Raw genomic sequence first — 22,981 nt, 5'->3', positions numbered from 1 at the left:
AAATGAGCGTAACCGACCAGCCGAACGGCTGACGTGGAGGAGGTGGACCGCATGCCGATCGTCGCCGGTGTGGATGCCTCCACTCAGTCGAGCACCGTCGAACTCCGCGACGCCGACAGCGGCGCGTTGCTCGGCACCGGGCGCGCAGCGCACCCCGAGACCTTCCCTCCGGTGAGCGAGCAGCATCCGGCCGCATGGTGGTCGGCGGCGGCATCGGCACTCGCCGCAGCCGTGCAGGATGCCGGCGTGAGTTCGCAGGAGATCCGCGCCATCAGCGTCGGCGCGCAATGTCACGGACTCGTCCTCCTCGACCACGACGGCGTCCCGCTCCGTTCGGCGAAGCTGTGGAACGACACCACCTCCGCACCGCAGGCGGCCAGGCTCCTCACCGAGTTCGGCGGGAAGGGATGGGCCGACGCCGTCGGCTCGGTCCCGACCGCGGCCTTCACGATCACGAAGCTCGCCTGGATGGCCGAGTACCAGCCCGGCCTGCTGCGACGGGCGGCCACCGTGCTCCTGCCGCACGACTACCTGACCTTCCGTCTCACGGGCAGGTTCGTCACCGATCGATCCGACGCGTCGGGCACCGGATACTTCGCGGCGCACGAAGGGCGGTGGCGCACGGACCTGATCGATCGCTTCGTCGGCGCCCGAGACTGGGGTGCCATGCTTCCCACCGTCCTGGGGCCCGACGAAGCCGCAGGGACGATCGCCGGAGACGTCGCCGACGAGCTCGGCCTCGACAGGGACGTCCTCGTCGGCGCCGGCGGCGGCGACCAGCACCTGAGCGCTGTCGGGCTCGGGCTCGCGAACGGCGACGTCGCCTACAGCCTCGGCACGTCGGGCGTGGTGATGACCGCGAGTGCACACCCGGTGTTCGACCCCGAAGGCATCGTGACCGGTGTCGCGAGCGCGGTCGGGGGATACCTCCCACTCGCCTGCACGTTGAACGCGACGAAGGTGACCGACTGGGCGGCGCGAATGCTCGGCGTCAGCGTCCAAGGGCTGGGTGAGCTGGCGCTGCGCGGCAACGCGGCTGACCGCCCCGTGCTCGCCGCCTTCCTCGATGGCGAACGCACCCCGAATCGGCCCGACGCCGTCGGGGTGCTCGCCGGTCTCACCACGACGACCACCCGCGAGGAGCTGGCTCGGGCGGCGTTCGAGGGCGTTCTGCTCGGCCTGGTCGAGGCGCACGCGAGACTCGGCGCAGTCGGAGCAGCAGCCGACGGCGAGGTGACGATCACGGGCGGCGGCGCGCGGTCCCCCGCCTTCCGGCAATTGCTCGCCGATCTCCTCGGCAGGCCGATCAGCACGCGGAACTCCGCGGAATCGACCGCTCGCGGCGCGGCCCTCCAAGCGTCGGCGGTTCTCCGCGAGCGTTCAGTCGCCGACGTCGCCGTCGAGCTCCGGCCCGACAGGACGAGCATCACCGATCCGCACCACGAGGCCCCGACGCGACTCCGCGACCAGTATCGGACGCTCGCTGCCTGGACGGGTGCCGACCGCCGACCCACCTCCCAATGACTCCCTCCGCCTGAACCGTTCGAACCGATGCGCGTCGTGCGCAGAATCAAGGAGTACCGATCTTGTTCCCCACCACGTTCCCCGAAGCCGAGCTCTTCACTCCCGGTACCGATGCACCGGCGCTGCGTTGGGGGTTGCTGGCACCGGGGTGGATCGCGGACCTCTTCGTGTCGGCCGTGCACGAGCACACCGATCAACGATTCCTCGCCGTCGCATCGCGGTCCGCTGAACGCGCCCGATCGTTCTCGGCACAGCACGGTATCGCCAAGGCGTACGACTCGTACGAGCAGCTCGTCGCCGACCCCGAGGTCGACGTGGTCTACATCGCCGCGCCGCAGAGCGAGCACCTCGCACTGGGTCTCCTGGCCATCGCCGCGGGGAAGCACGTCCTCGTCGAGAAGCCGATGGCGACGACCGCCGACGAGGCTCGCGCGCTGGTCGCGGCCGCTCGAAGCGCCGGGGTCCTGCTGATGGAGGCGCTGTGGAGCCGCTACCTGCCGCAGACCTCCGTGGTGCGCGCGCTCGTCCGCGACGGGGTGCTCGGAGACATCCGCTCGATCGCCGCTGATCACGGCCAGGCCATCCCCGACTACCCGCATCACCGCCTCCACCGCCGCGAACTCGGCGGAGGGGCACTGCTCGACCTCGGCATCTACCCCGTCCAACTGGATTCGATGGTGCTAGGCGCGCCGACGTCGATCACCGCGATCGGCGGTCTCCTCGACACCGGCGTGGACGCCTACTCGACGCTCGTGCTCGGACACGGGCCTTCCGTCCAATCCACCCTCACCACCACGCTCGTGGTGCGCACCCCGTCGACCGCGGTCATCGCCGGCACCGAGGCGAGGCTCGAGATGGCCGGCTCGTTCTACATGCCGACCACCCTCCGCCTCGCGGACAACGACGGCAACGCTCTCGTCTGGAACGACCCCACCGGAGTGACGTCCATGGCCGGGCTGTCGTGGGAGGCGACGGCACTGGCGCGATTCGTCGGCCAGGGTCGAACCGAGTCGCCCGTGCACACCCTCGATGAGACCGTCTCGATTCTCGAGACCCTCGACGAGGCGCGCCGACAGCTCGACGACGCGGCGTCAGGCCGCGCTCGTCCTGACGAGGTCGTCCGAGGTGCTGCGTGAGGCAGTAGTCCCGCGTCGCCGACGGGCCGCAGCAAGGCGGTCGATGACCAGCCCGATGATGAGAGCGAAGACGACGCCGATCACGGCGCTGAGCAACGACCTGCCCTCGAGCCACTGGCCCGCCACGATCCCGATCGTCGCGCTGTACACCGCCCACGTCACCCCGGCGACGGCGCTGATGGGCAGGAAGCGGCGCCAGGGATAGCGCAACGCCCCCGCCGACATGTTGACGACGACGCGGCCGACCGGGATGTAGCGGGCACCGAGGATGACGGGCGTGCCCCGCTGCACGAGCGCTCGCTGAGCACGAGCGAAGGCCGCGGAGACCCGCGGAACTCGCATCCAGCGGAACCGCGTCGTGCCGACTGCGCCGCCGATCGCGTACGCGATGTTGTCGCCGATCGTCGCACCGATCGCCGCGACGAGGCACAGCAGCAGCAGCGTGGAGGGGTCGCCGGCGGATGCCGCGACGGCGGCGGCGGCCACGAGCACCATCTCGCTCGGGACCGGCGGGAAGAAGCCGTCGATGACGACCGTCGCGAACATGATGAGAAGCAGCCAGGGCGAGGCCGCGGCCTGCAGGATGAAGTCGTTGAGAACGTCCACATCTCGACGCTACGAACGCCATCGTCGTCGACGCATCGGTCCGCGGTATCCCCCGCCTGGTACTTCGGAGTGATCTCCGCACGTCGCGGGTACCCACGTCGTACGGTGCCCCGACGCTCAGCCGGTCTCGCGACGACGCCGACGCCTCCGGGCGCGGAGGAGTGCGAACACGCCGACCGCGATGAGCACGCCGAGGAGGGCGAGGGCGACAGGGCGGATCGTCTCCGTCCACGGCCAGATCGGTCCCTCGAGCGTCAGGTCGTCGACGGGGTACTCGAGCACCTTGGCGGTCCATCGTGCGGTGGCCACGTCGGTCGTTCGCGCGAGGTCCTCCAACACCGCGTCGAATGCGAAGCCCGCCCCCTCGTGTGGCCGCTGCACCGGCTCCATCCCGGGGAGCGCGTCGTGGCCGGTCGTTCCAGGCAGGACGAGCCGATCGAGCCCGAGCCCGATCCCGGTGGCGGCTCGCGGCACGAAGGTGAGCCCGTGCCGGGACTGCACCGGCTTCGGACCCACGGCGACGGTGTCCACGGCGAGCGACTGACCGTACGTGTCGAACACCGAGGCGAGCTCGATCTCGCCCACCCCGTCGGCGAGCTGGACGCCGACGTGCGGCCGGTCCCAGCCGAATGCCGTGTTGAACGCCACGACCCCATCGGATGGCGCGAGCCGCGACTCCTCGATGGGTGCGGCGCCCTCGGGGTCGTAGTGCGGCCACTCGATCGCGCGTGCCGCCTCGGCAGCAGCATCCCCGCCGATGAGGCGATCGACGACGTGCAGGGTTCCATCGATGCCCGACAGGATGCCGGCGGTGCTGACGATGTCGCCGTCGTCGACGTACCTCGTGCCGCGATCCCATTCGACCGCCGGGTACGTGTCGGCCCATTCGTCGAGTCGCAGCCAGTGCGCAGTGGCCCGGTGGCCGTCGAGGAGCCCGGCCGAGGCGACGACGGCCGCCCCGTTGCAGATGCTGAGGATCAGCGTTCCGCCGTTCGCCTGCCGTTCGAGCCAGTCGGTGACGGGCTTCGTCGTGGGCCGGCCGACATCGGGCATGGCGGGGACCACGACGAGGTCCGCCGGTCCACCGACGAGATCGTCGAGTTCCGCGAAGGTGAGGTCGGGCACGAGGTCGAGCCCGCCGGTCAACGGCACGGGGTCGGCATCGGATGCCACGGTGTAGACGTTGAAGGCACCCGTCGTGGCGAGGATCTCGTAGGGGGCGAGCGTGTCCGACACGACTGCTCCCCTCCCACCGACCGCGACGACGGCCGTGGGAAGGGCCGGGTCGTATTCGGCCGGCGCGGGCGGCGGGGATGCGCCGTCGGATCGCGGCTCGTTCAGGGCGAGGGCGCCGACGACAGCGGGGGCGCCGAGCGCTGCCGGGAGCACCGCCGCGGCGAGCAGGAGCACGATGACTCGGAGGAAGGCACGCATTCGATCACCACCCGTACTCGCGCCGGCGGCGCAGCATCGCGATCAGCATGGCCGGCAGCATCAGCACGTGGCCGGCGGTCATGAGCCCCATCGCCGACAGCGCCCCCACCCAGTGGAACGGGAGCAGCACGAGGAACGACAGGAACATCGCCGCGCTCATCTCGGCGATGGCCGGCAGGCCGTGGCCGCGGATCCGCATCCACACGGCCATGCCGATCGACATGTCGGTGGCCATCACGAGCACGTGCGCGGTCGTGTTCTCTGTGAGTCCGGGCCACGCCCAGGTCCAGATCTGGCCCAGCACGACCATCCCCAGCACCATGGCGATCACCATTTCGAGCCCGTGCAGCGCGAACCGCCGCACCGACGGTCGGCGTCGCGTCATCGTTTCGTGGTTCATCTCGACTCCTCTCGGAATTCCAGCGTTCGGATACCGGAATCCTCCGAGAGTCGGAGGGGTGCGTCATGTGCAGAAGGTCATGCCTCGGGTCACGTCTCGGCTGTGACCCAGTCAGAGGATGCCGACGTCGCGAGCGCGGAGGGCCGCCTGCGTGCGGTCGCGCACGTCGAGCTTGGCCAGCACGCTCGTGACGAGGTTCTTCACCGTGCCTTCCGCGAGGTACAGGGCCCGGGCGATCTCCCGGTTGCTGCGCCCGTCGGCGAGCAGCCGAACCACCTCGACCTCTCGCTCGGTGAGCGGATGCTCCGGCGCCTGTGCTTCCTGCGGCAGCTTCGCCACTCGTGCGACGACCTTCGCAGCCACCGACGGCTGGAGGACGGACTCGCCTCGATCGGCCGCGCCGAGGGCTTCGACGAGCTTCGCAGAGCTGACGTCCTTCAGCAGGTAGCCGATGGCGCCGGCACGTAGTGCCGCGAACACGTCCTCATCGTCGTCGAAGGTCGTCAGGGCGAGTACCCGTACATCGGGTTGCTCGGTTCGGAGTCGCGCGGTCGCTGCGATGCCGTCGAGCACCGGCATCCGGAGGTCCATGAGCACGACGTCGGGACGCAGCTGGCTGCTGCGCCGCACTGCCTCCTCGCCGTTGCCGGCCTCACCGACGACCTCGATTCCCTGCTGCACCTCGAGCAAGGTCGTGAGCGCTTCGCGGAAGAGCGCCTGGTCGTCGGCGACGAGCACGCGGATCGTCACCCCGGGACCTCCACGGTGAGGGCGAGTCCGGCGGAGCCGGCCGGGCCGAGCGAGACCCGTCCGCCGAGATTCGCCATCCGCTCTCGCAATCCCGTGAGACCGAACCCGTCACCGGGGGCTTCGGGCAGGCCCCTGCCGTCGTCGCGTACCTCGAGCCTGACGTGATCCTCATCGGAGAAGTCGAGCACGACGCTCGTGCTGCTCGCCCCGGCGTGCTTGCGGACGTTGGTGAGGCCCTCCTGGGCGGCCCGGAACAGCGACTCGTCCACCTCAGCACGGATCGCCCGTGGTCGGCCGACCACCTCGAGCTCGGTCGGCACGCCCGCCTCGGTCGCCTCCGCGGTCAGCGTCTGCAGCGCCTCGGCCAGCGCGGGGCGATGCTCGCGCAGGGCCGACACCGATCGCCGCACCTCGGCGAGGGCCTGACCCGACTGATCCTGCGCCGTCGCCAGCATCGCATCGAGTCGCTCCGGCTCGGCGGTGCGGATGACCGCGCGAGCCGCCTCGAGTTGCATCTGCACGACCGTCAGGTGGTGGCCGACCCCGTCGTGGATGTCGCGCGCGAGCCGGTTCCGCTCCTGGATGACAGCCAGCTGCTCGGCCTGGGCGGCGTAGCCGCGCAGGCGCTCGTTGGCGTCGGCGAGCTCGGCCCGTGCCTTCTGCTCTCGCACGAGGAGCCACGTCACGACGAGCGTGAACATCGTGACCGCGAGGGTGCCGAGTCCTTCGCGGAGCCCGCCCTGCCAGTCCATGCCGAGATGCACCAGCGGAATCACGGCGGCGACAACCGCGGCGACGGGCAGCGGGAGGAGCAGGACGCTCTGCGACACGAGCACCACGAGCAGCAGGATCGATCCGACCGCCGCACCCGACAGGGAGAACAGCACGAAGCCGAGGGGCAACTGCACGGCCACGTAGGCCACGGCCCACCAGATCGAGCGGCCCTGAACGAAGCGGAACCCGAAGATCGCGAGCAGCGTGAATGCGAGTCCGACGAGCAGCGTCGGGAGCGGCTGCTGCTCGAAGCTCGCAGACCCGAGCGGCAGCGTCACGTACGCGACGACGGTGAGGATCGCCATGGCCCACTGCACGGTTCCACTGTGCGGGTCTCGGCCCGTCAGGTCAACAGGTGGCCGCGCAGATGGGCGCGCGGACCTTTCCGGGGTGGTCCGTCACGCACCTCGGATGCCGCGGGGCCGGTCAGCGCCTGCTGGTGTACCGGGCCGCGCCGACGATGACGGCCAGCGCTGCGCCGAGCGCCGACACCAACGGCACGGCGACCACCGCGAGTGCGATCGTGTTGGGGCGGAACCTCAGTCCGTCGGGGCCGCCGATGTACGCCCCGATCGGCACCGAGTACCCACCGCCACCGCCACCGCTGCCCTCACCTCGACCGGCCGGGGTCTTCTCGGATGCCGGCATGTCGCCGGAGCCCTCGCCCCCGCCGAATCCGAACGCCACGAGGGCGACGGGCACGAGTTCCTGCCCGTCGACCGTGGTCTTCTCGCCGTATGCCACCTTCGCGCCCCACGCGGGCACCGATTCCGCCAGGTTCTCGATGAGCTTCGCCATAACTCGACGGTACGCTCGATGCTCGCCTGCGGCTAGATGCGAAGTGGGAGATCGGCGGGATGCCGCCTCCGGGGTTGCTCTCCATCGGTTCGCGTCAGCGTGCCGCGCCGATGCCGGCACGGGCCCGTCATCACTGCGGGCCGTTGGGATGCGCGAGATCGTAGGCGCGGGAGACCTTCGCCGGGACGACCATGCGCCAGGCATCGACGACGAGCTCGCGGGCCTCGGCGGGTTCAAGGGCCGCGAGATCGGCATGGACCCAGTTGAAGCGCAGATCCGAGTCCGAGGGCATCTGGAACTTGCGCGGATTCCCCCCGACGAGCGCTGCCCGCTCCTCTTTCGGGAAGGCGAACCCCATCACGCTCTCGTCGAGCGAGAACGCGACGTAGACCAGCTGACCGACCCGGAATTTCAATCGCCCGCGGACGTAGGCAAGGTAGGAGCGCTCCAGCTCCGTGCCCAGCGCCCGAACGTCGTCGATGACCGCCATGTCCACAGTCTCTCAGTTCGAATTGGCGGAGTCCTACGCGCTCGACCCGCTCTCCGCGATGCAGGCGCAGGCGCAGCCCTGGCCCTGGCACTGCCGGAATGGGCGTGCCACGATGTGCGTGGAGGGGGCACTGTGGACGAGGTCGCGTACAAGTCATTGGCGTCGGTGTACGAGTGGCTGGTGCCAGATGCCAAGGCGTCCCCGGCGGGCAACGCGCAGACGTTCGAGACGGTGACGGCCGGGCTCGAGCCGGGGGCGCAGATCCTGGACTGCGCCTGCGGGATCGGGTTGCTGGCGGTGGGGCTGGCTGAGGCCGGGTTCCGGGTCACTGCGTGCGATGCCAGCCCGGCGATGGTCGAACGGACCGAGGCGCTTGCTCGCGCGCACGGAGTCGAGGTGTCGACGCGCGTCTGCCGCTGGGACGAGCTACCCGACCAAGGCTGGCAGGACCGGTTCGACGCGGTGTTCTGCGTCGGGAACTCGCTCGCGCACGCGGTCGGACGCAGCGGCCGGCGCGCCGCACTCGACGGCATGGCATTCGTGTTGGCGACGGGCGGAGTGCTGACGCTGACCTCCCGCAATTGGGAGCAGATCCGCTCGGCGGGCAGCAGGCTGGACGTCTGGGACCGGCTCGTGGAACGTGCCGGCGGCAAGGCCGTGGTGGTCTACTCCTGGCAGGTGCCACCTTCATGGGACGCCGAACACCACCTGCAGATCTCCGTGGCAGCACTCCGGGACGATGACCAGCTGCAGGTGACGACCGAACTGCTGCCGATGTGGCCCTTCCGCCACGACGAACTCCTCGCCGATGTCGCTGCCGCGGGGCTCAGCCCGGAAGGCTCCAGCTACGACGCGACCCAGCCGCAGTATCTCGTCACCGCTCGGCGACGCGCGGCACCACAGCCGTGACGATCGTGTCGACGATCGCCGCGACGGCATCGGCACCCAGCAGTTCCGGCATCGTGAGGTGATCGAGCAACAGCCCGCTCATCGCGAGGTAGAGCACGAGCGCGGTCGACCGGTCGCCTGGGAAGCCGTGGTCGACGTGGTCCGAGGTCGCTACGGCGAGGTTGCCGGCGAACTGCCGGGTCACGGTCGGCGCGACGTGAGGATTCCGGGTCGCCTCGAGCCGCAGTTCGAAGAGCGCGAGGTGCGCGGCGCGATCGGCGAGGGCGCGTTCGACGAGCCACATCATGAGCCCGCGTTCACTTTCGCGCGTCGGCTCGGCAGCCATGCGGGCCGCGGCCTCGACCGGGTCTGGCGCGAGCCGGATGAAGACGTGCTCGGCGAGTTCGCGGAGCAGCTGGTCGCGTGACGCGAAGTAGTTCGACGCGGTACCGGGCGGCACCGCCGCCACGCGGTCGACCGCGCCGAACGTCAGTCCGCGACCGCCCTCGACCGCGATCACCTCGACCGCGGCATCCAGAAGGCGATGCCGTCGCTCCGTGTTCCTCGCCATGGCGTGATCTCCAGTTCTTGACTCACCGACCACTATGACTATAGTGGTTGAACCCAGCTCCGACACGAAGGACCCATGCGAAACCTCACCTACTACATCTCCCTCTCCATCGACGGCTTCATCGCCGGCCCCGACGACGAAGTCGACTTCTTCCCCGGCTCCGACGAATACATGGCCTGGATGGTCGGCGACTACGGCGACGCCCTGCCCACCCACGCGCGAGCACAGCTCGGCATCGCGGATGCTCCGCTCATACACTTCGACACCATCGTGATGGGTCGCCGCACCTATGCGCCCGGTCTCCAGCTCGGCATCACCTCGCCGTACTCGCACCTGCGCCAGTTCGTCGTCTCGCGCGATCTCGAACAGCTCGATCCGGCGGTCACGATGGTTGCGAGCGATCCGATCGCCGTCGTGCGCGCTTTGAAGCAGGAGGACTCGCCGCTCGACATCTACCTCGCGGGCGGCGGCGTCCTCGCGGGCCAGCTGCTCGACGAGATCGACCGGCTCGTCATCAAGCGCTACCCGGTGGTCGCCGGAGCCGGCAGGACCGCCTTCGGCCCCGAGTTCAGCCCGACCGCGTTCGCGCTCGACGAGGTGCGCTCATTCGAGGGCGGCAACGTCGTCGAGTGGTACTCCAAGGTCCGAACGGATGCCGCGGCATCGGCGGCCGACGCATGAGCATCGCCTTCACACGTAGATCGCCACGAGCTTGTCGAGGGACTCCTCGAGGCCCTTCTTCGAGAGCGCGAGCTGCTCGGGGTCGGTGTAGCCGAGTTCGGTGACGGTGAGTCGCGTCGCGTCGCCGTCGCCGATCGACTCGAATGCGATGACGTGCCGCACGTCGCGCGGGATGCCCGCTGCCCCGATGGTCGCCGGGTCGATCGTGGCGCCGTGCTCGTCGGCGATGTTGTGGATGAACTCGAGGCGGCGCGGTGCGTCGACGAGCGTGTACGCCCACGTGCTGTACAGCGCCGGGAACCCCCAGTCGGGGGCGCTCATGCACACGAGGGACGTGCCGCCGACGCGCACGTCGAGCTCGGCGACCGTGCAGGTGAAGCCGGTCGGGCCCCACCAGCGAAGCACCCGGTCGGGTTCGGTCCACGATTTCCAGGCCGCCTCGATGGGAGCGGGGATGTCGCGGCTCACGACGAGATCGTGCGTCTCGTGCTGGGTCGTGTCGTTCATCGTGGCTCCTCCGCTGCAGGCCGCCGCCGCGGCATCCGTTTCACTTCGATGATCGAAGCGTAGGTTACTTTGATGATCAAAGTCAATGCCGTAGACTCGACGCATGAAGCGAGCTGAAGGCCGGTCGACCTGCCCCACCAACTTCACCGTGGAGACCTTCGGCGACAGCTGGTCGCTGCTGATCATGCGCGACCTCCTCACACTCGGCAAGCACACCTTCGGGGAGTTCCTTCGGTCCGAGGAGCGCATCGGGCCGAGCGTGCTCGCCGACCGCCTCGCCCGACTCGAGCGCAGCGGAATCATCGTGCGCACCCCGAGCGAGACGGATGCCCGCAAGGTCACCTACTCGGCGACGGAGCGCGGCATCGCGGCGATCCCGCTCTTGTACGAGGCGGCGCGATGGGGCATGGGCGGCGTTCCCGTCGAGGAGGACGATCCGTGGGAGGCGGTCATGGCGATGGACCGCCACGACGTGCTCGACGCGTGGCAGCAGGCCGTGCGCGAGGGTGGTTCGCTCTTCGGAGGCGAAGAGAGCGCGTTCGCGCGGCTGAGCAACGGGGCACGCGCGGTCGCGTGACGGATTACCCCTGCACCATGTCAGCGAAGCGCGAGAAGTGGCCGTGGAACGCCACCGTGATCGTGCGGGTGGGACCGTTGCGGTGCTTGGCGACGATGAGGTCGGCCTCGCCGGCGCGGGGGCTGTCGCGTTCGTAGGCGCTCTCGCGGTGCAGCAGGATCACCATGTCGGCGTCCTGCTCGATCGAGCCCGACTCGCGCAGGTCGCTGATGGCGGGCATCTTGTCGGCGCGCTGCTCGGGGCCACGGTTCAGCTGCGAGAGGGCGATGACCGGCACCTGCAGCTCCTTCGCGAGCAGCTTGAGCGCACGTGAGAACTCCGAGACCTCTTGCTGGCGGCTCTCGACGCGCTTGCCGCTCGTCATCAGCTGGAGGTAGTCGATGACGACCATCTTCAGGCCGACCTTCTGCTTGAGGCGGCGGCACTTCGCTCGGATCTCGACGAGCGTCATGTTGGGGGAGTCGTCGATGTAGAGCGGTGCGTCGTTGATGCGCCCGCGGGTCGCGGCGATCGTGGTCCAGTCGCGCGAGTCGACGGTGCCCTTGCGCATCATCTGCAGCGGCACGGATGCCTCGGCGCTCAGCAGGCGCATCGCGATCTCGCTCTTGCCCATCTCGAGCGAGAAGAAGACCGACGGCTGGCCGTTCGTGATCGACGCGGCACGTGCGAAGTCGAGCGCGAGCGTCGACTTTCCCATGGCGGGTCGCGCCGCGACGATGATCATCTGGCCGGGGTGGAACCCGTTGGTCAGGTCGTCGAGGTCGGCGAAGCCGGTCGGCACACCGGTGAACTTGCCGTCGGTGTGCTTGGCCGCCTCGATCTCGTCGATGGCGACGGTCACGGCCTCGGAGAGCGGCACGTAGTCTTCGGTCTCGACCGAGCCGGTCACGGCGTAGATCTCGGCCTGGGCGTTGTTGACGAGGTCGGTGACCTCGCCCTCGCCCTGGTAGCCCATCTGCACGATGCGCGTGCCGGCTTCGACGAGGCGGCGGAGCATCGCCCGCTCGGCGACGATCGAGGAGTAGAAGCCGGCATTCGCAGCCGTCGGCACGATGCTCGTGAGCGTGTGCAGGTACTCGACGCCGCCGGCGCGCTGGAGGTCGCCGGTCTTCGTCAGTTCGTCGGTGACGGCGATGACGTCGGTGGGTTCACCGTGCGAGTAGAGGGTGAGGATCGCATTGAAGACGACCTCGTGCTTCGGCACGTAGAAGTCGACGCCGCGCACGGTCTCGATGACGTCGGCGACCGCGTCCTTCGAGAGCATCATGCCACCGAGCGCGCTCTGCTCGGCGAGCAGGTCGTGGGGAGGAACGCGTTCGCCCCGTCGGGCGTCACCGTCGTCGACCGGTTCAGCGAGCCCGATGTGCGCGATCGACAACTTCATGACCTCCGGTTCGGCTCAAGCGGGTGAGCGACCCGCGCCCACGACCCAGTGTCTCGGAGGCCGCTGACACAGCTGGTCGACCGGGATTTCGAACGGGGTGGAATGGACGCTGCTTCACGATAGGGAAGCCGGTGTGCACAACACAACCCAGCCTGTGGATAACTCTGGGGACAATCTGGGCGAAACGCCGTGGAATGTGTGCACTTAGCCTGTGGATAACTGTGGAAACTCGGTGAATTACACGGGTTGAATTCAAGTCTGACCGGGTTTTATATCTACTCACACCTGTGGGGGAAAACTTCTTTGGAAGTCCACCGCACCTGTGCGTCGACCTGTGTACAACCATCTCAGGAAACTCCGATGCCGACTTGCGCGCTGTACCACTGCGGGTGTACGCGAGCCGGCCCCCGAACACGCGAAAACGGCGGCCGGGCCGAGGCCCGAACCGCCGCTTCCGTGCGTTCTGCGAACTACTTCGCTGCGACCACCTGAAGGGTGATCGTCGCCGAGAGCTCGTCGTGCAGACGAACCGTCGCCTCGTGATCGCCGACCGCCTTGATGGGGGTCGTGATCTCGATCTTGCGCTTGTCGAGCTCGCCGAGACCGGCGGTCGCGACGGCAGCCGCGACATCCGAGGTCTTGACGGAGCCGAAGAGGCGCCCGCCCTGGCCGGCCTTGACGGCCAGCTTGACCTTCGTCGACTCGAGCTTGGCCTTGACGGCCTGCGCGTCTTCGAGCGAGTGCAGGGCGCGAGCGGCGCGAGCCGCCTTGATCTGCTCGACCTGCTTCTCGCCACCGCGCGACCACGCCACAGCGAAGCCCTGGGGAACGAGGTAGTTGCGAGCGTAACCGCTCTTGACCTCGACGACGTCGCCGGCCGTGCCGAGGCCGGTGACCTCGTGGGTGAGAATTACCTTAGCCATTGTCGTGCTCCTTAGCGGCCAGAGCCCGAGTAGGGCAGAAGGGCCATCTCGCGTGCGTTCTTGACGGCACGGGCGATCAGGCGCTGCTCCTGCACGGAGACACCGGTGATACGGCGGGCGCGGATCTTTCCACGCTCGGAGATGAACTTGCGGAGGGTCGCGACGTCCTTGTAGTCGATGACACCGACCTTGATGGACTTCGCCGGGGCGGCGTTCTTCGCGCCCTTCCCGCGGGTCGGCTTGCGGCGATCGCCGCTCGACTTTCCAGCCATTGTCTTTCCTGTCTATTGAAAACGATTCGAGCGAGCGGATGCCTGCGGCATCCGTTCACCGGCCGTTGCGCCTGTTGAGGACGCCGGGCCTAGAAGGGGGTCTCGTCGCCGTAGCTCGTACCGGGGGTGTTCCAGACGTCTCCGCCGCCGCCACCCTGAGGGGCTGCTGCGGGGGCGCTGGGTGCCCACGGCTCGTCGGCACCGGCGCCGCCCCCGAAGGAGCTGTTGCCGCCGCCGACACCACGGTTGGACTGTGCGCGAGTCACGGACGCGGTGGCGTAGCGCAGGCTCGGGCCGATTTCATCGACCTCGAGCTCGATGGTGGTGCGCTTCTCGCCTTCCTTCGTCTCGTAGGAACGCTGCTTGAGACGCCCGGAAGCGATGACCCGGGATCCCTTGGTGAGTGAACCGGCCACGTGCTCGGCGAATTCACGCCAGACGCTCGCGCGCAGGAACAGCGCTTCGCCGTCCTTCCACTCGTTCGCCTGACGGTCGAACGTACGAGGAGTGGAAGCGATGGTGAAGTTGGCAACCGCGAGGCCGTTCTGCGTGTAACGCAGCTCGGGATCTGCAGTGAGGTTGCCCACCACGGTGATGATGGTCTCGCCGGCCATGAGGACTAGTCGTCCTTCTTGGCCGCGGCGGGAGCCGCGGCGACGGCGGCAGCAGGGGCAGCGGCGACGGCAGCTGCAGGAGCAGCAGCCTTCGCGCCGGCCTTCGCCTGGGCGGCGGCCTTCTTCGCGGCCTTCGCCTCCTGGGCCTTCGCGTGAGCGGCGACCTGGGCGATGCCCTCTTCGGCACGGAGGACCTTGGTGCGCATGACGGCTTCGCTGAGGTTCAGCTGGCGGTCGAGCTCATCGGTGGTCTTGGACTCGGCGGTGAAGTCGACGACGGCGTAGATGCCCTCGTTCTTCTTGTTGATCTCGTACGCCAGACGACGACGTCCCCAGATGTCGACCTTGTCGACACTGCCGCCATCGTTTCGGATGACGTTGAGGAACTTGTCAAGGCTGGGAGCAACGGTGCGCTCATCGATCTCGGGATCGAGGATAACCATCAGCTCGTATTGGTGCATGACTAACCCACCTCCTTCGGACTCAAACGGCTACAGGATCTCTGCAGCAGGAGGGTTGTGCATACGTCACGCCATGGAGGCCGCACATTCGCGGCACACGGGCAACCTTGACAGCATAGCGGATGCCTCGTACCCGCGCCATTCGGCCGGGACGGGTCAGACGTCGGCGATCTTCTCGCCGATGGAGACCGGCCACCACGCGGCATCCGCACCGAAGCGAACGACCGCGAGCCCGCTCGTCGCGCCCGCCTTCACGAAGACGCCCTCGAGTCGGGTGCCCGGCTGTGGCACGCCCGGCGCGGCACTCGCCTGGGCCGTCAGCACGAGTTCCCGGCCGGCCGGGATTCCATCGATGGCCGAAGCCGGCACCGCGCTGATGTCGATCGCGGTGTTCTTCGGCGTCGCGGCCTTCTTCTGGTTGACGACGCGCACGTTCGTCGACGTGACCTCGACCGCGAACTCGGGCGCCCGCGACGTGTCGAAGCGCGCCAGCCGGACGGTGCCGGCGATCGAGCGAACGTATGCAATGAGGCCTCCGGCGAGCACGAGACCCCCGGCGACGCCCCAGAACCAGCCCCAGAAGTCGACGAGTTCGGGCGCATCGAACGAGACGCGCTCGGTGCTGGTGTTCAGGTACACCGTGACGTCCCCGAGCTGCTCGTCCTCGGTCGCGAGCGTCTCGCGGTACTGCGTGCCCGCGTACTCGAACTCGACGACGACCGCGCGGACCTCTTCGAGGTGACGGCTGCGGCGCGAGCCCTGCGTCTGCATGACCGTCGTCTCCTCGACCGCGACGGCCGGGACCGGCTCGGTGTGCTCGGTCGCCTGCGCGACGACCGGGCCGACGAAGACCAGGGACCAGAACCCCACGCCGAGCAGGAGCACGACGGCCCAGAGCAGGTGGAAGCGCGCCCGCGCCTTCGTGAAGGTCGAGAGGTGGGAGCGGTCGATGGTGGTCGTGGTCATGCGTGCGGTTCCTCGCGCGAGGCCCACCAGGCGAGCAGGCGCTCGGTCGCGGCATCCGGGCCGATGGGGCCCTCGTCGAGACGCACCTCGAGCAGGTACCGGTACGCCTCACCCACGACCGGGCCCGGCGGAATGCCCAGCAACCGCATGATGTCGGCGCCGTCGAGCTCGGGCCGCACCGCGGCGAGCTCCTCCTCCTCGGCGAGCACCGAGATGCGCTCCTCGAGGTCGTCGTAGGCGAACGCGAGCTGATCGGCCTTGCGGCGATTGCGGGTCGTGACGTCGGCCCGCGCGAGGATGTGGAGGCGCTCGAGCTGGTCGCCCGCATCGCGCACGTAGCGGCGCACGGCCGAGTCGCTCCACGCGCCGTCCGTGTACCCGAAGAACCGGAGGTGCAGCTCGATGAGCCGCGAGACCGCGGCGATCGTGTCGTTGTCGAAGCGAAGCGCGCGCAGGCGCTTGCGGGCGAGCTTGGCGCCGACCACGTCGTGGTGGTGGAAGCTGACTGCGCCGCCCGCCTCGAACCGCCGCGTCGCGGGCTTGCCGATGTCGTGCAGCAGAGCTGCGAGTCGCAGGATGAGGTCGGGGGAGTCGAGCACGCCGCGCTCGATCTCGTAGTCGATCGCCTGGTCGAGCACGGTGAGGCTGTGCTCGTACACGTCCTTGTGACGGTGGTGCTCGTCGCGCTCGAGCGAGAGCGCCGGCAGCTCGGGCAGCACGCGTTCGGCGAGCCCCGACTCGACGAGCAGCCGGATACCGCTGCGCGGGGACCTCGAGAGCAGCAGCTTCGTCAGCTCGTCGCGCACGCGCTCGGCCGAGATGCGGTCGATCTCGGCGGCGAGGTCGGTCATGGCCTGCTCGGTCGCGGGCTCGACGGCGAACCCGAGCTGGGCCGAGAATCGTGCGGCACGGAGCATCCGCAGCGGATCGTCGCCGAAGGACTGCTCAGGAGCCGCGGGAGTGCGCAGCACCTTCGCCACGAGATCCTCCACGCCGCCCGACGGGTCGACGAGCTCGAGCTTCGGCAGGCGCAGCGCGAGGGCGTTGACCGTGAAGTCGCGGCGCGTGAGGTCGTCTTCGAGGCTCGAGCCGAACACGACCTCGGGCTTCCGCGATGCGCCGTCGTACGCATCGGCGCGGTACGTCGTGATCTCGACGGTCTCGCCGGCGATCCTCGCCCCGATCGTGCCGAACGCGCGGCCGATGTCCCAGTGGGCCTCCGCGATCGGCTTCACGATCGCGAGGATCTCGTCGGGCGTGGCATCCGTCGTGAAATCGAGGTCGTTGACCGGCCGGCCGAGGAATGCGTCGCGCACCGGGCCGCCGACGAGGGCGAGTTCGTGACCGGATGCCTCGAACGCCGCCGCCAGTCGCGAAACGGTCGGCGAAGCCGCCAGCTCGCCCAGCCGGTCGAGGGCTGCCGCGACACTCTGCATGCCCCCATGTTAAGCGTCCGGCGGAGGATGACCCGGTCGGCGCCGCCCGAAGCGCCTGTGGATGCCGAGCGAACGCCCGGGCGCCACGCCGTAGAATCGCCAGCATGGTGCCCGAGTCGAACCCTGCGCGCCGCCGGTGCTCACGGGTCGAATCGACGGAGGGCGCCCAGCGGTCGCCGTCGTCGCTCTCGTCGCCCTCGTCACCGATCGACGGTCCGTTCCGCCGACGAGGCCTCACCGCCATCGGTGCTGCGATCGCAGCGGCGTCGATGCTCGCGGCGGCTCCCCTGGCGGCGAACGCCGCCTCCCTCGCCGTGACGAGCGCACCGGCCGCCGCGCACGGCGCCCGCTCCGTGCCGACCGAGACCCGCGAGGTGACCGGGGTCGTCCTGCGGGTCGCGCCCACGGTCGCGACGAGCATCGTGACCGACGCACCCGTCACCTTCGACGTGGAGATCGAGAACGCGACGTCCGAACCCGTCGCGGCGGGCTCCGTCCGACTCGTACGCTCGGCCGCGCCGATCGACGACACCGCAGAACTCGACGCGTGGCTCGCCCAGGCACCCGACGCCGAGGCACCCGCGGCTGAGGCCCCGGCCTCCGAGGCTCCCCCGGCCGAGGCCGCGGAGCTCGACGGCGTCGACGTGGCCGACGTCCCGTCGACGACGGTGGCCCCCGGTGCCGTCGAGGTCGTGTCGATCACGCTCCCGCCCGAGGCGATCGACGACATCGACGACTCGCCGGTGCTCGGGTTCGGTGCCGAGCTGTTCGTGGGCGGCACGGTCGTCTCCTCCTCCACCGAGGTCTTCGCCAACGCTGCCGCGCCGGTCACGAGCGCGACCACGGTCGCACTCGCCGTCCCCGTGACCGTCCCGGCATCCGCCTCGGGCCTGCTCGGCGCCGACGACCTGGCCACCTGGACCTCGCCGTTCGGACTCCTGTCACGGCAGCTCGACGCCGTCGAGGGGCGCCCGGTCGCGATCGGCATCGACCCTCGCATCATCGCGTCGATCCGCGTGCTCGGCACCTCGGCGCCGAGCACCGCGACCTCGTGGCTCGAGCGCCTCGCCGGCCTCCCGAACGAGATATTCCCGCTCGCGTATGCAGATGCGGATGTCGCGGCGCAGGCGCAGCTCGGCGTGCCGGCCCTGCTCGGTCCGACGTCGTTCTCCGACGTGCTCGATCCGGCGAACTTCTCGGGCACGGCCGATACTGCGGGCGAGAACCCGGGGGAGCCGGCCGACGGCGACGCCGTTCCGAGCGCCACCCCGGTTCCGACCCAGCCGGCGGCCGGTGAAGTGCCGACCACTGAAGACCTGCTTGCATGGCCCTACACCCGCACCGACATCGCGTGGCCCGCTGACGACACGATCACCGCCGGCGATCTCGCGTTCCTCGGCACGGCGGGGCTGACCTCGTCGATCCTCGCGCCCGGCAACGTCGTCCCGGCGGAGCAGTGGGTGAACGCCGCCTCGAATGTCGACGGGTCATCGGCCGTCGTCGCTGACGGCCGACTCAACGCTCCGCTGCGCGCGGCGACCGAGGCGGTCAGCGACACCGAGTGGCGAGCGGCAACGGGCAGGCTCGGTGCCGAACTCGCCCTGCTCGACGACGGCGGCGCGGACCAGCCTGCGACGCTGCTGGCGACCCTCGGTCGCGGCGCAGGCACGCAGTCGGCGCGCGTGTCGGCCACCCTCGACGAGCTCGCCGCGAATCCGCGCGTCACTCCGGCATCTCTCACCGACGCGATCGGCGCACCTCCCGTCGCGCGAACCCTCGTCGATGAACCCGAAGACCGCCAGCGCATCGACAACGTCGACCGCATCCTCCGCACCGATGCGAACGTGACGGCGTTCGCGACCGTGCTCGACGACCCCGGAGATCTCACCGGCCCGACCCGACGCGACGCCCTCGCGCTGCTCGACGTCGCCTGGCTCGACGACCGACCGGCGTGGGATGCGGCGGTCGGCGAGTGGCTCGTGGCGCAGCGCCGAACCCTCGACGCGGTCTCGATCGTGCCCAGCAGCCCCATCAACGTGGTGTCGTCGGAGACCGGCGTACCCACCACCATCCTCAATGCGCTGCCCTACCCCGTCACCGTCGTCGTCGATGTCACGCCGTCGAACGGCCGACTCGTCGTCGAAGACCAGGTCGAGGTCGAAATCGACCCCGAGTCGCGGAGCACCGTGACGGTGCCCGTGGCCGCGGGCATCGGCAACGGTGAGGTCACCTTGACCGTCTCGCTGACCTCACCCGAGGGAGTGCCCGTCGGCAGTCCCGTTTCGATCCCCGTCAACGTGCAGGCCGACTGGGAGGGCCTCGGCGCCGCCATCATCGGCGTCATCGTCGTCGTATTCTTCGGCGTCGGCATCTGGCGCAACATCCGCCGCCATCGCAAGCGGAAGGCTGAGGCTGCGGAGACCGAAGAGAACGACGACGCGGATGCTGCGGTCGAGACGGATGCCGCCGAGGCAGCCGAGCCAGCCGAAGCCGATGGGTCCGCAGGGGTCCCCGAGGCCGAGCAGACCGTCGCACGCGGCGACGAGCAGGGAGACGGACGCCGCGATGGCTGAAGACCGAATCGGGCGCGCGAGCGCATTCCTCGCATCGGGCACGATCGTCTCGCGCATCCTGGGGTTCGTGAAGGCCGCGCTGCTCGCCGCCGTCATCGGTGCGGGTGGTGCCGGCGCGAACGCATTCGCGGTGGCGAACCAGTTGCCGAACACCATCTACGCAGTCGTCGCCGGCGGTGTCCTGAGCGCGGTGCTCGTGCCGTTGATCGTCCGCTCCGCGGCGCATCGCGATGGCGGAGTCGCCTACATCAACAAGGTCATGACGCTGGGCTTCGTGATCCTCGCGGCGGCGGCCCTCGTCGCGACACTGCTCACGCCACTGCTGACGGCGCTCGTCGGCTCGCGTCTGACCGACGGCGTCTTCGCACTCGCCGTCGCGTTCGGGTACTGGTGCCTGCCGCAGATCTTCTTCTACGGCATGTACTCGCTGCTGGGTGAAGTGCTGAACGCCAAACGCGTGTTCGGGCCCTTCACGTGGGTGCCGGTGCTGAACAACGTCGTCGCCATCGCCGGACTCGCCGTGTTCGCATTCGTCTTCGGCTCCGACCCCGACGGTCTGCGCACCGCCGGCGAGTGGTCGCCCGGCATGATCGCGCTCCTCGCCGGCAGCGCGACCCTCGGCGTCGCCATCCAGGGCCTCGTGCTCTTCTGGTTCTGGAGGCGGGCGGGGCTCCGGTACCGCCCCGACTTCGCCTGGCGCGGTGTCGGACTGCGGTCGACCGCCGGCGTCGCCAGCTGGACCTTCGGCATGCTGCTGCTCACGACGATCGCGGGCTTCGTCGAGACCTCCGTCGTCGGTGTCTCCGCGGCATCGCCCGACGAGGCTTCGGTCAGCATGCAGCAGACCGCCTGGTTGATCTTCATGCTGCCGCACTCGGTGATCACCGTGTCGATCGCCACCGCCTACTTCACGCGCATGAGCGAGCACGCCGCGACCGGCGACCTCCCGAAGGTCCGCGACGACCTCTCGAGCGCCGTGCGCGGGGTCGGCGTGATCCTGATGCTCGCCACGGCGGTCCTCATGGTGTGCGCCTTCCTCTTCGCCCGGGTGTTCTCCTCGGTCGAACCGCTCGTGTTCGCTGGTGGGGCGCTTGTGCTCGCCTATCTCGTCGGCCTCATCCCGTTCAGCGTGCTCTTCGTCGTGCAGCGCACCTTCTACTCGCTCGGGGACACGAAGACGCCGTTCTTCATCACGCTCGTGCAGGTCGTGCTGATCATCGCCGGCACGTTGGGCTGCATCGCCCTGCCCAGCGCTTGGGTGGCATTCGGCATCGCCGTGGTCATCACGGTCGCAGGCACCATCCAGGCGGTCCTCGCCGTCGTCCTGTTGCGTCGCCGCATCGGCGCGCTCGACGGTCGACGCATCTTCATCGCCTACGGCCGGTCGGCTCTCGCGCTCGTGCTGCCCGTCATCGTCGGCCTCGCCCTGCTCTGGGCGCTCGGTGGAACCTCGTTCGACGGTTACGCCTTCTCGAGCATCTTCAGCGCGATCCTGTCGATGGCCATCATCGGCGCCTCGATGAGCATCGTGTACTTCGCGGTGCTCTGGATGCTGCGCTCGCCCGAGCTTCGCGGGTTCGCCGCCCCGCTCATCACCCGCCTCAAGCGCTGAGCCCACGCGGCATCCGTCACACGCTGCACCGCGGGGCTGCGGCGGAATAGTCGCCGCTTAGACTGTGTTGAGCATCTCGTGGCATCCGATTCGTTGAATGCTACGAATCACCAGCAACGACGGGAGCGGCTTTGCGCGACATCATCATCATCGGCTCGGGCCCGGCCGGATTCACGGCCGCGATCTACGCCGCACGCGCGCAGCTGAAACCCCTGCTCATCGCGAGCTCGGTCGAGATCGGCGGCGAGCTGATGAACACGACCGAGGTCGAGAACTACCCCGGCTTCCCCGAGGGCATCATGGGCCCCGATCTCATGACGAAGTTCCAGGAGCAGGCCGAGCGGTTCGGCACCGAGGTCGTCTACGACGACGTCGTCGAGCTCGAACTCGACGGCCCCGTCAAGCGCGTCAAGCTGGGCAACGGCGACGAGCAAGAAGCGGCTGCGGTCATCTACGCGACCGGCTCCGCCTATCGCAAGCTCGGCCTCCCCGAAGAAGAGGTGCTCTCCGGCCACGGTCTCTCGTGGTGCGCGACGTGCGACGGCTTCTTCTTCCGCGAGAAGACGATCGCCGTCATCGGCGGCGGCGACTCCGCGATGGAGGAGGCAACCTTCCTCACCCGCTTCGCCAGCAAGGTCTACGTCATCCACCGTCGCGACTCGCTCAAGGCGTCGAAGATCATGCAGCAGCGCGCCTTCGACAACGAGAAGATCGAGTTCATCTGGAACTCCGAGATCGCCGCGATCCACGGCACCGACGCGGTGACCGGCGTGACCCTGCGCGACACCGTGACCGGTGATGAGCGCGGCCTCGACCTCGACGGCCTCTTCGTCGCGATCGGCAACGACCCGCGCACCCATCTCGTGCACGGCAAGCTCGACCTCACTCCTGAAGGCACCATCGCGCTCGAGGGCCGCACCTCGAAGACCTCGTTGCCGGGCGTCTTCGCCGCCGGCGACGTCATCGACCCGCACTACCGCCAGGCGATCACCGCTGCCGGTTCCGGCGCGGCCGCCGCGCTCGACGCCGAGCACTACCTCGCAGCCCTCGGCAACGAGAACGCCGCCGAGGCCGTGCTCGAGACCGAGTTCGCCGTCATCACCTGATCAAGCGCTGATCCGCGGCATCCGATCACCCAGACTTCACCAAAGGAGAACGCAATGACTGCACGTGCAGTGACCGAGGCCACCTTCGAGCAGGAGGTCCTCAACAACGAGAAGGCCGTCCTCGTGGACTTCTGGGCCGAATGGTGCGGCCCGTGTCGCGCCGTGAGCCCGATCCTCGACCAGATCGCGACGGAGCACGCCGACAAGCTCGACATCGTCAAGCTCAACGTCGACGAGAACCCCGGCCTCGCGATGAAGTACCAGATCACCGCGATTCCCGCGTTCAAGGTCTTCGAGAAGGGCGAGGTCGTCAAGACCGTCATCGGCGCCAAGCCGAAGCCCGCACTCGAGGCCGACCTCGCCGCCTACATCTCGTAGTCGGCGGTCGAATTCCAGACCCGTCCGGCGAAAGCCGGGCGGGTCTTTCGCGTCTCCGGCGCCGAGGCGACAGACGAGCGGATGTCGCGGCGCACGACCCCGAACGACCACCCCGGAACC

The 22,981-nt window shown here is 69.1% G+C and carries 24 protein-coding genes and 1 pseudogene; 9 read left to right on the top strand and 16 right to left on the bottom strand.

The window, feature by feature from the left end; all coding sequences use genetic code 11:
* Positions 1-51: 51 nt before the first annotated feature.
* Both xylB and ASD23_RS05275 read left to right on the top strand, forming a co-directional pair.
* A complete protein-coding gene (gene xylB, locus ASD23_RS05280) occupies positions 52-1,524 on the top strand; it encodes a xylulokinase (RefSeq protein WP_157377013.1) in 1,473 nt (490 codons plus the stop codon).
* 62 nt (positions 1,525-1,586) lie between these two features.
* A complete protein-coding gene (locus tag ASD23_RS05275; RefSeq protein WP_056007181.1) occupies positions 1,587-2,660 on the top strand; it encodes a Gfo/Idh/MocA family protein in 1,074 nt (357 codons plus the stop codon).
* On the opposite strand, the gene ASD23_RS05270 is transcribed toward ASD23_RS05275, so the two are convergent.
* The 7 genes from ASD23_RS05270 to ASD23_RS18795 all read right to left on the bottom strand — a co-directional run bounded on the left by ASD23_RS05270 (position 2,616) and on the right by ASD23_RS18795 (position 7,912).
* Positions 2,616-3,266 carry a DedA family protein gene (locus ASD23_RS05270; protein WP_056007178.1) on the bottom strand — a complete coding sequence of 217 codons (651 nt, stop codon included), beginning with the start codon at positions 3,264-3,266 and terminating at the stop codon, positions 2,616-2,618. The genes ASD23_RS05275 and ASD23_RS05270 overlap by 45 nt on opposite strands.
* A 117-nt stretch (positions 3,267-3,383) precedes the next feature.
* Complete coding sequence (locus ASD23_RS05265; RefSeq protein WP_056007173.1) at positions 3,384-4,700, bottom strand: DJ-1/PfpI family protein; 1,317 nt, start codon at positions 4,698-4,700, stop codon at positions 3,384-3,386.
* A gap of 4 nt (positions 4,701-4,704) precedes the next feature.
* The gene (locus tag ASD23_RS05260; protein ID WP_056007170.1) at positions 4,705-5,100 is read right to left on the bottom strand and encodes a hypothetical protein; all 396 of its coding nucleotides are present in this window, start codon (positions 5,098-5,100) and stop codon (positions 4,705-4,707) included.
* 111 nt (positions 5,101-5,211) lie between these two features.
* A complete protein-coding gene (locus ASD23_RS05255) occupies positions 5,212-5,850 on the bottom strand; it encodes a response regulator (protein WP_056007167.1) in 639 nt (212 codons plus the stop codon).
* Positions 5,847-6,941, bottom strand: a complete 1,095-nt coding sequence (locus ASD23_RS05250) for a sensor histidine kinase (protein ID WP_199470637.1) — start codon at positions 6,939-6,941, stop codon at positions 5,847-5,849. The genes ASD23_RS05255 and ASD23_RS05250 overlap by 4 nt, the downstream gene beginning before the upstream one ends.
* Positions 6,942-7,050: 109 nt before the next feature.
* Entirely contained in the window at positions 7,051-7,422 is a 372-nt protein-coding gene (locus ASD23_RS05245) for a hypothetical protein (protein WP_056007160.1), read from the bottom strand.
* 130 nt (positions 7,423-7,552) lie between these two features.
* Positions 7,553-7,912 carry an MmcQ/YjbR family DNA-binding protein gene (locus tag ASD23_RS18795; RefSeq protein ID WP_056007157.1) on the bottom strand — a complete coding sequence of 120 codons (360 nt, stop codon included), beginning with the start codon at positions 7,910-7,912 and terminating at the stop codon, positions 7,553-7,555.
* Positions 7,913-8,044: 132 nt separating this feature from the next.
* Here ASD23_RS18795 and ASD23_RS18790 point away from each other — a divergent pair, with 132 nt between their 5' ends.
* Positions 8,045-8,821 (top strand): SAM-dependent methyltransferase, encoded by a 777-nt coding sequence (locus tag ASD23_RS18790; protein ID WP_056007154.1) that lies wholly within the window; start codon positions 8,045-8,047, stop codon positions 8,819-8,821.
* Here ASD23_RS18790 and ASD23_RS05230 read toward each other — a convergent pair.
* The gene (locus tag ASD23_RS05230) at positions 8,787-9,371 is read right to left on the bottom strand and encodes a TetR/AcrR family transcriptional regulator (RefSeq protein WP_056007151.1); all 585 of its coding nucleotides are present in this window, start codon (positions 9,369-9,371) and stop codon (positions 8,787-8,789) included. The genes ASD23_RS18790 and ASD23_RS05230 overlap by 35 nt on opposite strands.
* 75 nt (positions 9,372-9,446) lie before the next feature.
* Between ASD23_RS05230 and ASD23_RS05225 the strand changes: the two genes are divergently transcribed.
* On the top strand, positions 9,447-10,052 hold the full coding sequence (locus ASD23_RS05225; RefSeq protein ID WP_056007146.1) for a dihydrofolate reductase family protein: 606 nt from the start codon (positions 9,447-9,449) through the stop codon (positions 10,050-10,052).
* A gap of 9 nt (positions 10,053-10,061) precedes the next feature.
* On the opposite strand, the gene ASD23_RS05220 is transcribed toward ASD23_RS05225, so the two are convergent.
* Positions 10,062-10,559, bottom strand: a complete 498-nt coding sequence (locus tag ASD23_RS05220) for an SRPBCC family protein (protein ID WP_056007143.1) — start codon at positions 10,557-10,559, stop codon at positions 10,062-10,064.
* 103 nt (positions 10,560-10,662) lie between these two features.
* Between ASD23_RS05220 and ASD23_RS05215 the strand changes: the two genes are divergently transcribed.
* The gene (locus tag ASD23_RS05215) at positions 10,663-11,136 is read left to right on the top strand and encodes a winged helix-turn-helix transcriptional regulator (protein WP_082571199.1); all 474 of its coding nucleotides are present in this window, start codon (positions 10,663-10,665) and stop codon (positions 11,134-11,136) included.
* Between the two features lie 4 nt (positions 11,137-11,140).
* On the opposite strand, the gene dnaB is transcribed toward ASD23_RS05215, so the two are convergent.
* From dnaB to ASD23_RS05180, 7 genes and pseudogenes are all read right to left on the bottom strand, one after another.
* Positions 11,141-12,514, bottom strand: a complete 1,374-nt coding sequence (gene dnaB / locus ASD23_RS05210) for a replicative DNA helicase (RefSeq protein ID WP_056007924.1) — start codon at positions 12,512-12,514, stop codon at positions 11,141-11,143.
* Between the two features lie 476 nt (positions 12,515-12,990).
* Positions 12,991-13,443, bottom strand: coding sequence for a 50S ribosomal protein L9 (gene rplI / locus ASD23_RS05205; RefSeq protein ID WP_056007140.1), 453 nt, complete (start codon positions 13,441-13,443; stop codon positions 12,991-12,993).
* 11 nt (positions 13,444-13,454) lie between these two features.
* Complete coding sequence (gene rpsR / locus ASD23_RS05200) at positions 13,455-13,715, bottom strand: 30S ribosomal protein S18 (RefSeq protein WP_022892391.1); 261 nt, start codon at positions 13,713-13,715, stop codon at positions 13,455-13,457.
* Positions 13,716-13,804: 89 nt separating this feature from the next.
* A complete protein-coding gene (locus tag ASD23_RS05195; protein WP_056007138.1) occupies positions 13,805-14,329 on the bottom strand; it encodes a single-stranded DNA-binding protein in 525 nt (174 codons plus the stop codon).
* Positions 14,330-14,427: 98 nt separating this feature from the next.
* Positions 14,428-14,790, bottom strand: a pseudogene (rpsF, locus tag ASD23_RS05190) (30S ribosomal protein S6); the annotation flags it as partial.
* 156 nt (positions 14,791-14,946) lie between these two features.
* Complete coding sequence (locus ASD23_RS05185) at positions 14,947-15,756, bottom strand: hypothetical protein (RefSeq protein ID WP_157377011.1); 810 nt, start codon at positions 15,754-15,756, stop codon at positions 14,947-14,949.
* The gene (locus ASD23_RS05180) at positions 15,753-17,192 is read right to left on the bottom strand and encodes a CCA tRNA nucleotidyltransferase (protein ID WP_056007126.1); all 1,440 of its coding nucleotides are present in this window, start codon (positions 17,190-17,192) and stop codon (positions 15,753-15,755) included. The genes ASD23_RS05185 and ASD23_RS05180 overlap by 4 nt, the downstream gene beginning before the upstream one ends.
* 104 nt (positions 17,193-17,296) lie before the next feature.
* On the opposite strand from ASD23_RS05180, the gene ASD23_RS05175 reads away from it, so the two are divergent.
* The 4 genes from ASD23_RS05175 (at position 17,297) to trxA (ending at position 22,861) form a co-directional block, all read left to right on the top strand.
* Complete coding sequence (locus ASD23_RS05175) at positions 17,297-19,765, top strand: DUF6049 family protein (protein ID WP_056007123.1); 2,469 nt, start codon at positions 17,297-17,299, stop codon at positions 19,763-19,765.
* Positions 19,758-21,377 carry a murein biosynthesis integral membrane protein MurJ gene (gene murJ / locus ASD23_RS05170; RefSeq protein ID WP_056007121.1) on the top strand — a complete coding sequence of 540 codons (1,620 nt, stop codon included), beginning with the start codon at positions 19,758-19,760 and terminating at the stop codon, positions 21,375-21,377. Before ASD23_RS05175 ends, murJ begins: the two co-directional genes overlap by 8 nt.
* A 131-nt stretch (positions 21,378-21,508) precedes the next feature.
* On the top strand, positions 21,509-22,483 hold the full coding sequence (gene trxB, locus ASD23_RS05165) for a thioredoxin-disulfide reductase (protein ID WP_056007117.1): 975 nt from the start codon (positions 21,509-21,511) through the stop codon (positions 22,481-22,483).
* 54 nt (positions 22,484-22,537) lie between these two features.
* Positions 22,538-22,861, top strand: coding sequence for a thioredoxin (gene trxA, locus ASD23_RS05160; protein ID WP_056007113.1), 324 nt, complete (start codon positions 22,538-22,540; stop codon positions 22,859-22,861).
* Positions 22,862-22,981: the final 120 nt, after the last annotated feature.

Source organism: Agromyces sp. Root1464 (genome assembly GCF_001427265.1).
In the GTDB taxonomy this organism is placed as follows: domain Bacteria; phylum Actinomycetota; class Actinomycetes; order Actinomycetales; family Microbacteriaceae; genus Agromyces; species Agromyces fucosus.
The sequence above is the reverse complement of the archived record's forward strand: the minus strand, read 5'-3'. Positions and strand labels throughout refer to the sequence as shown.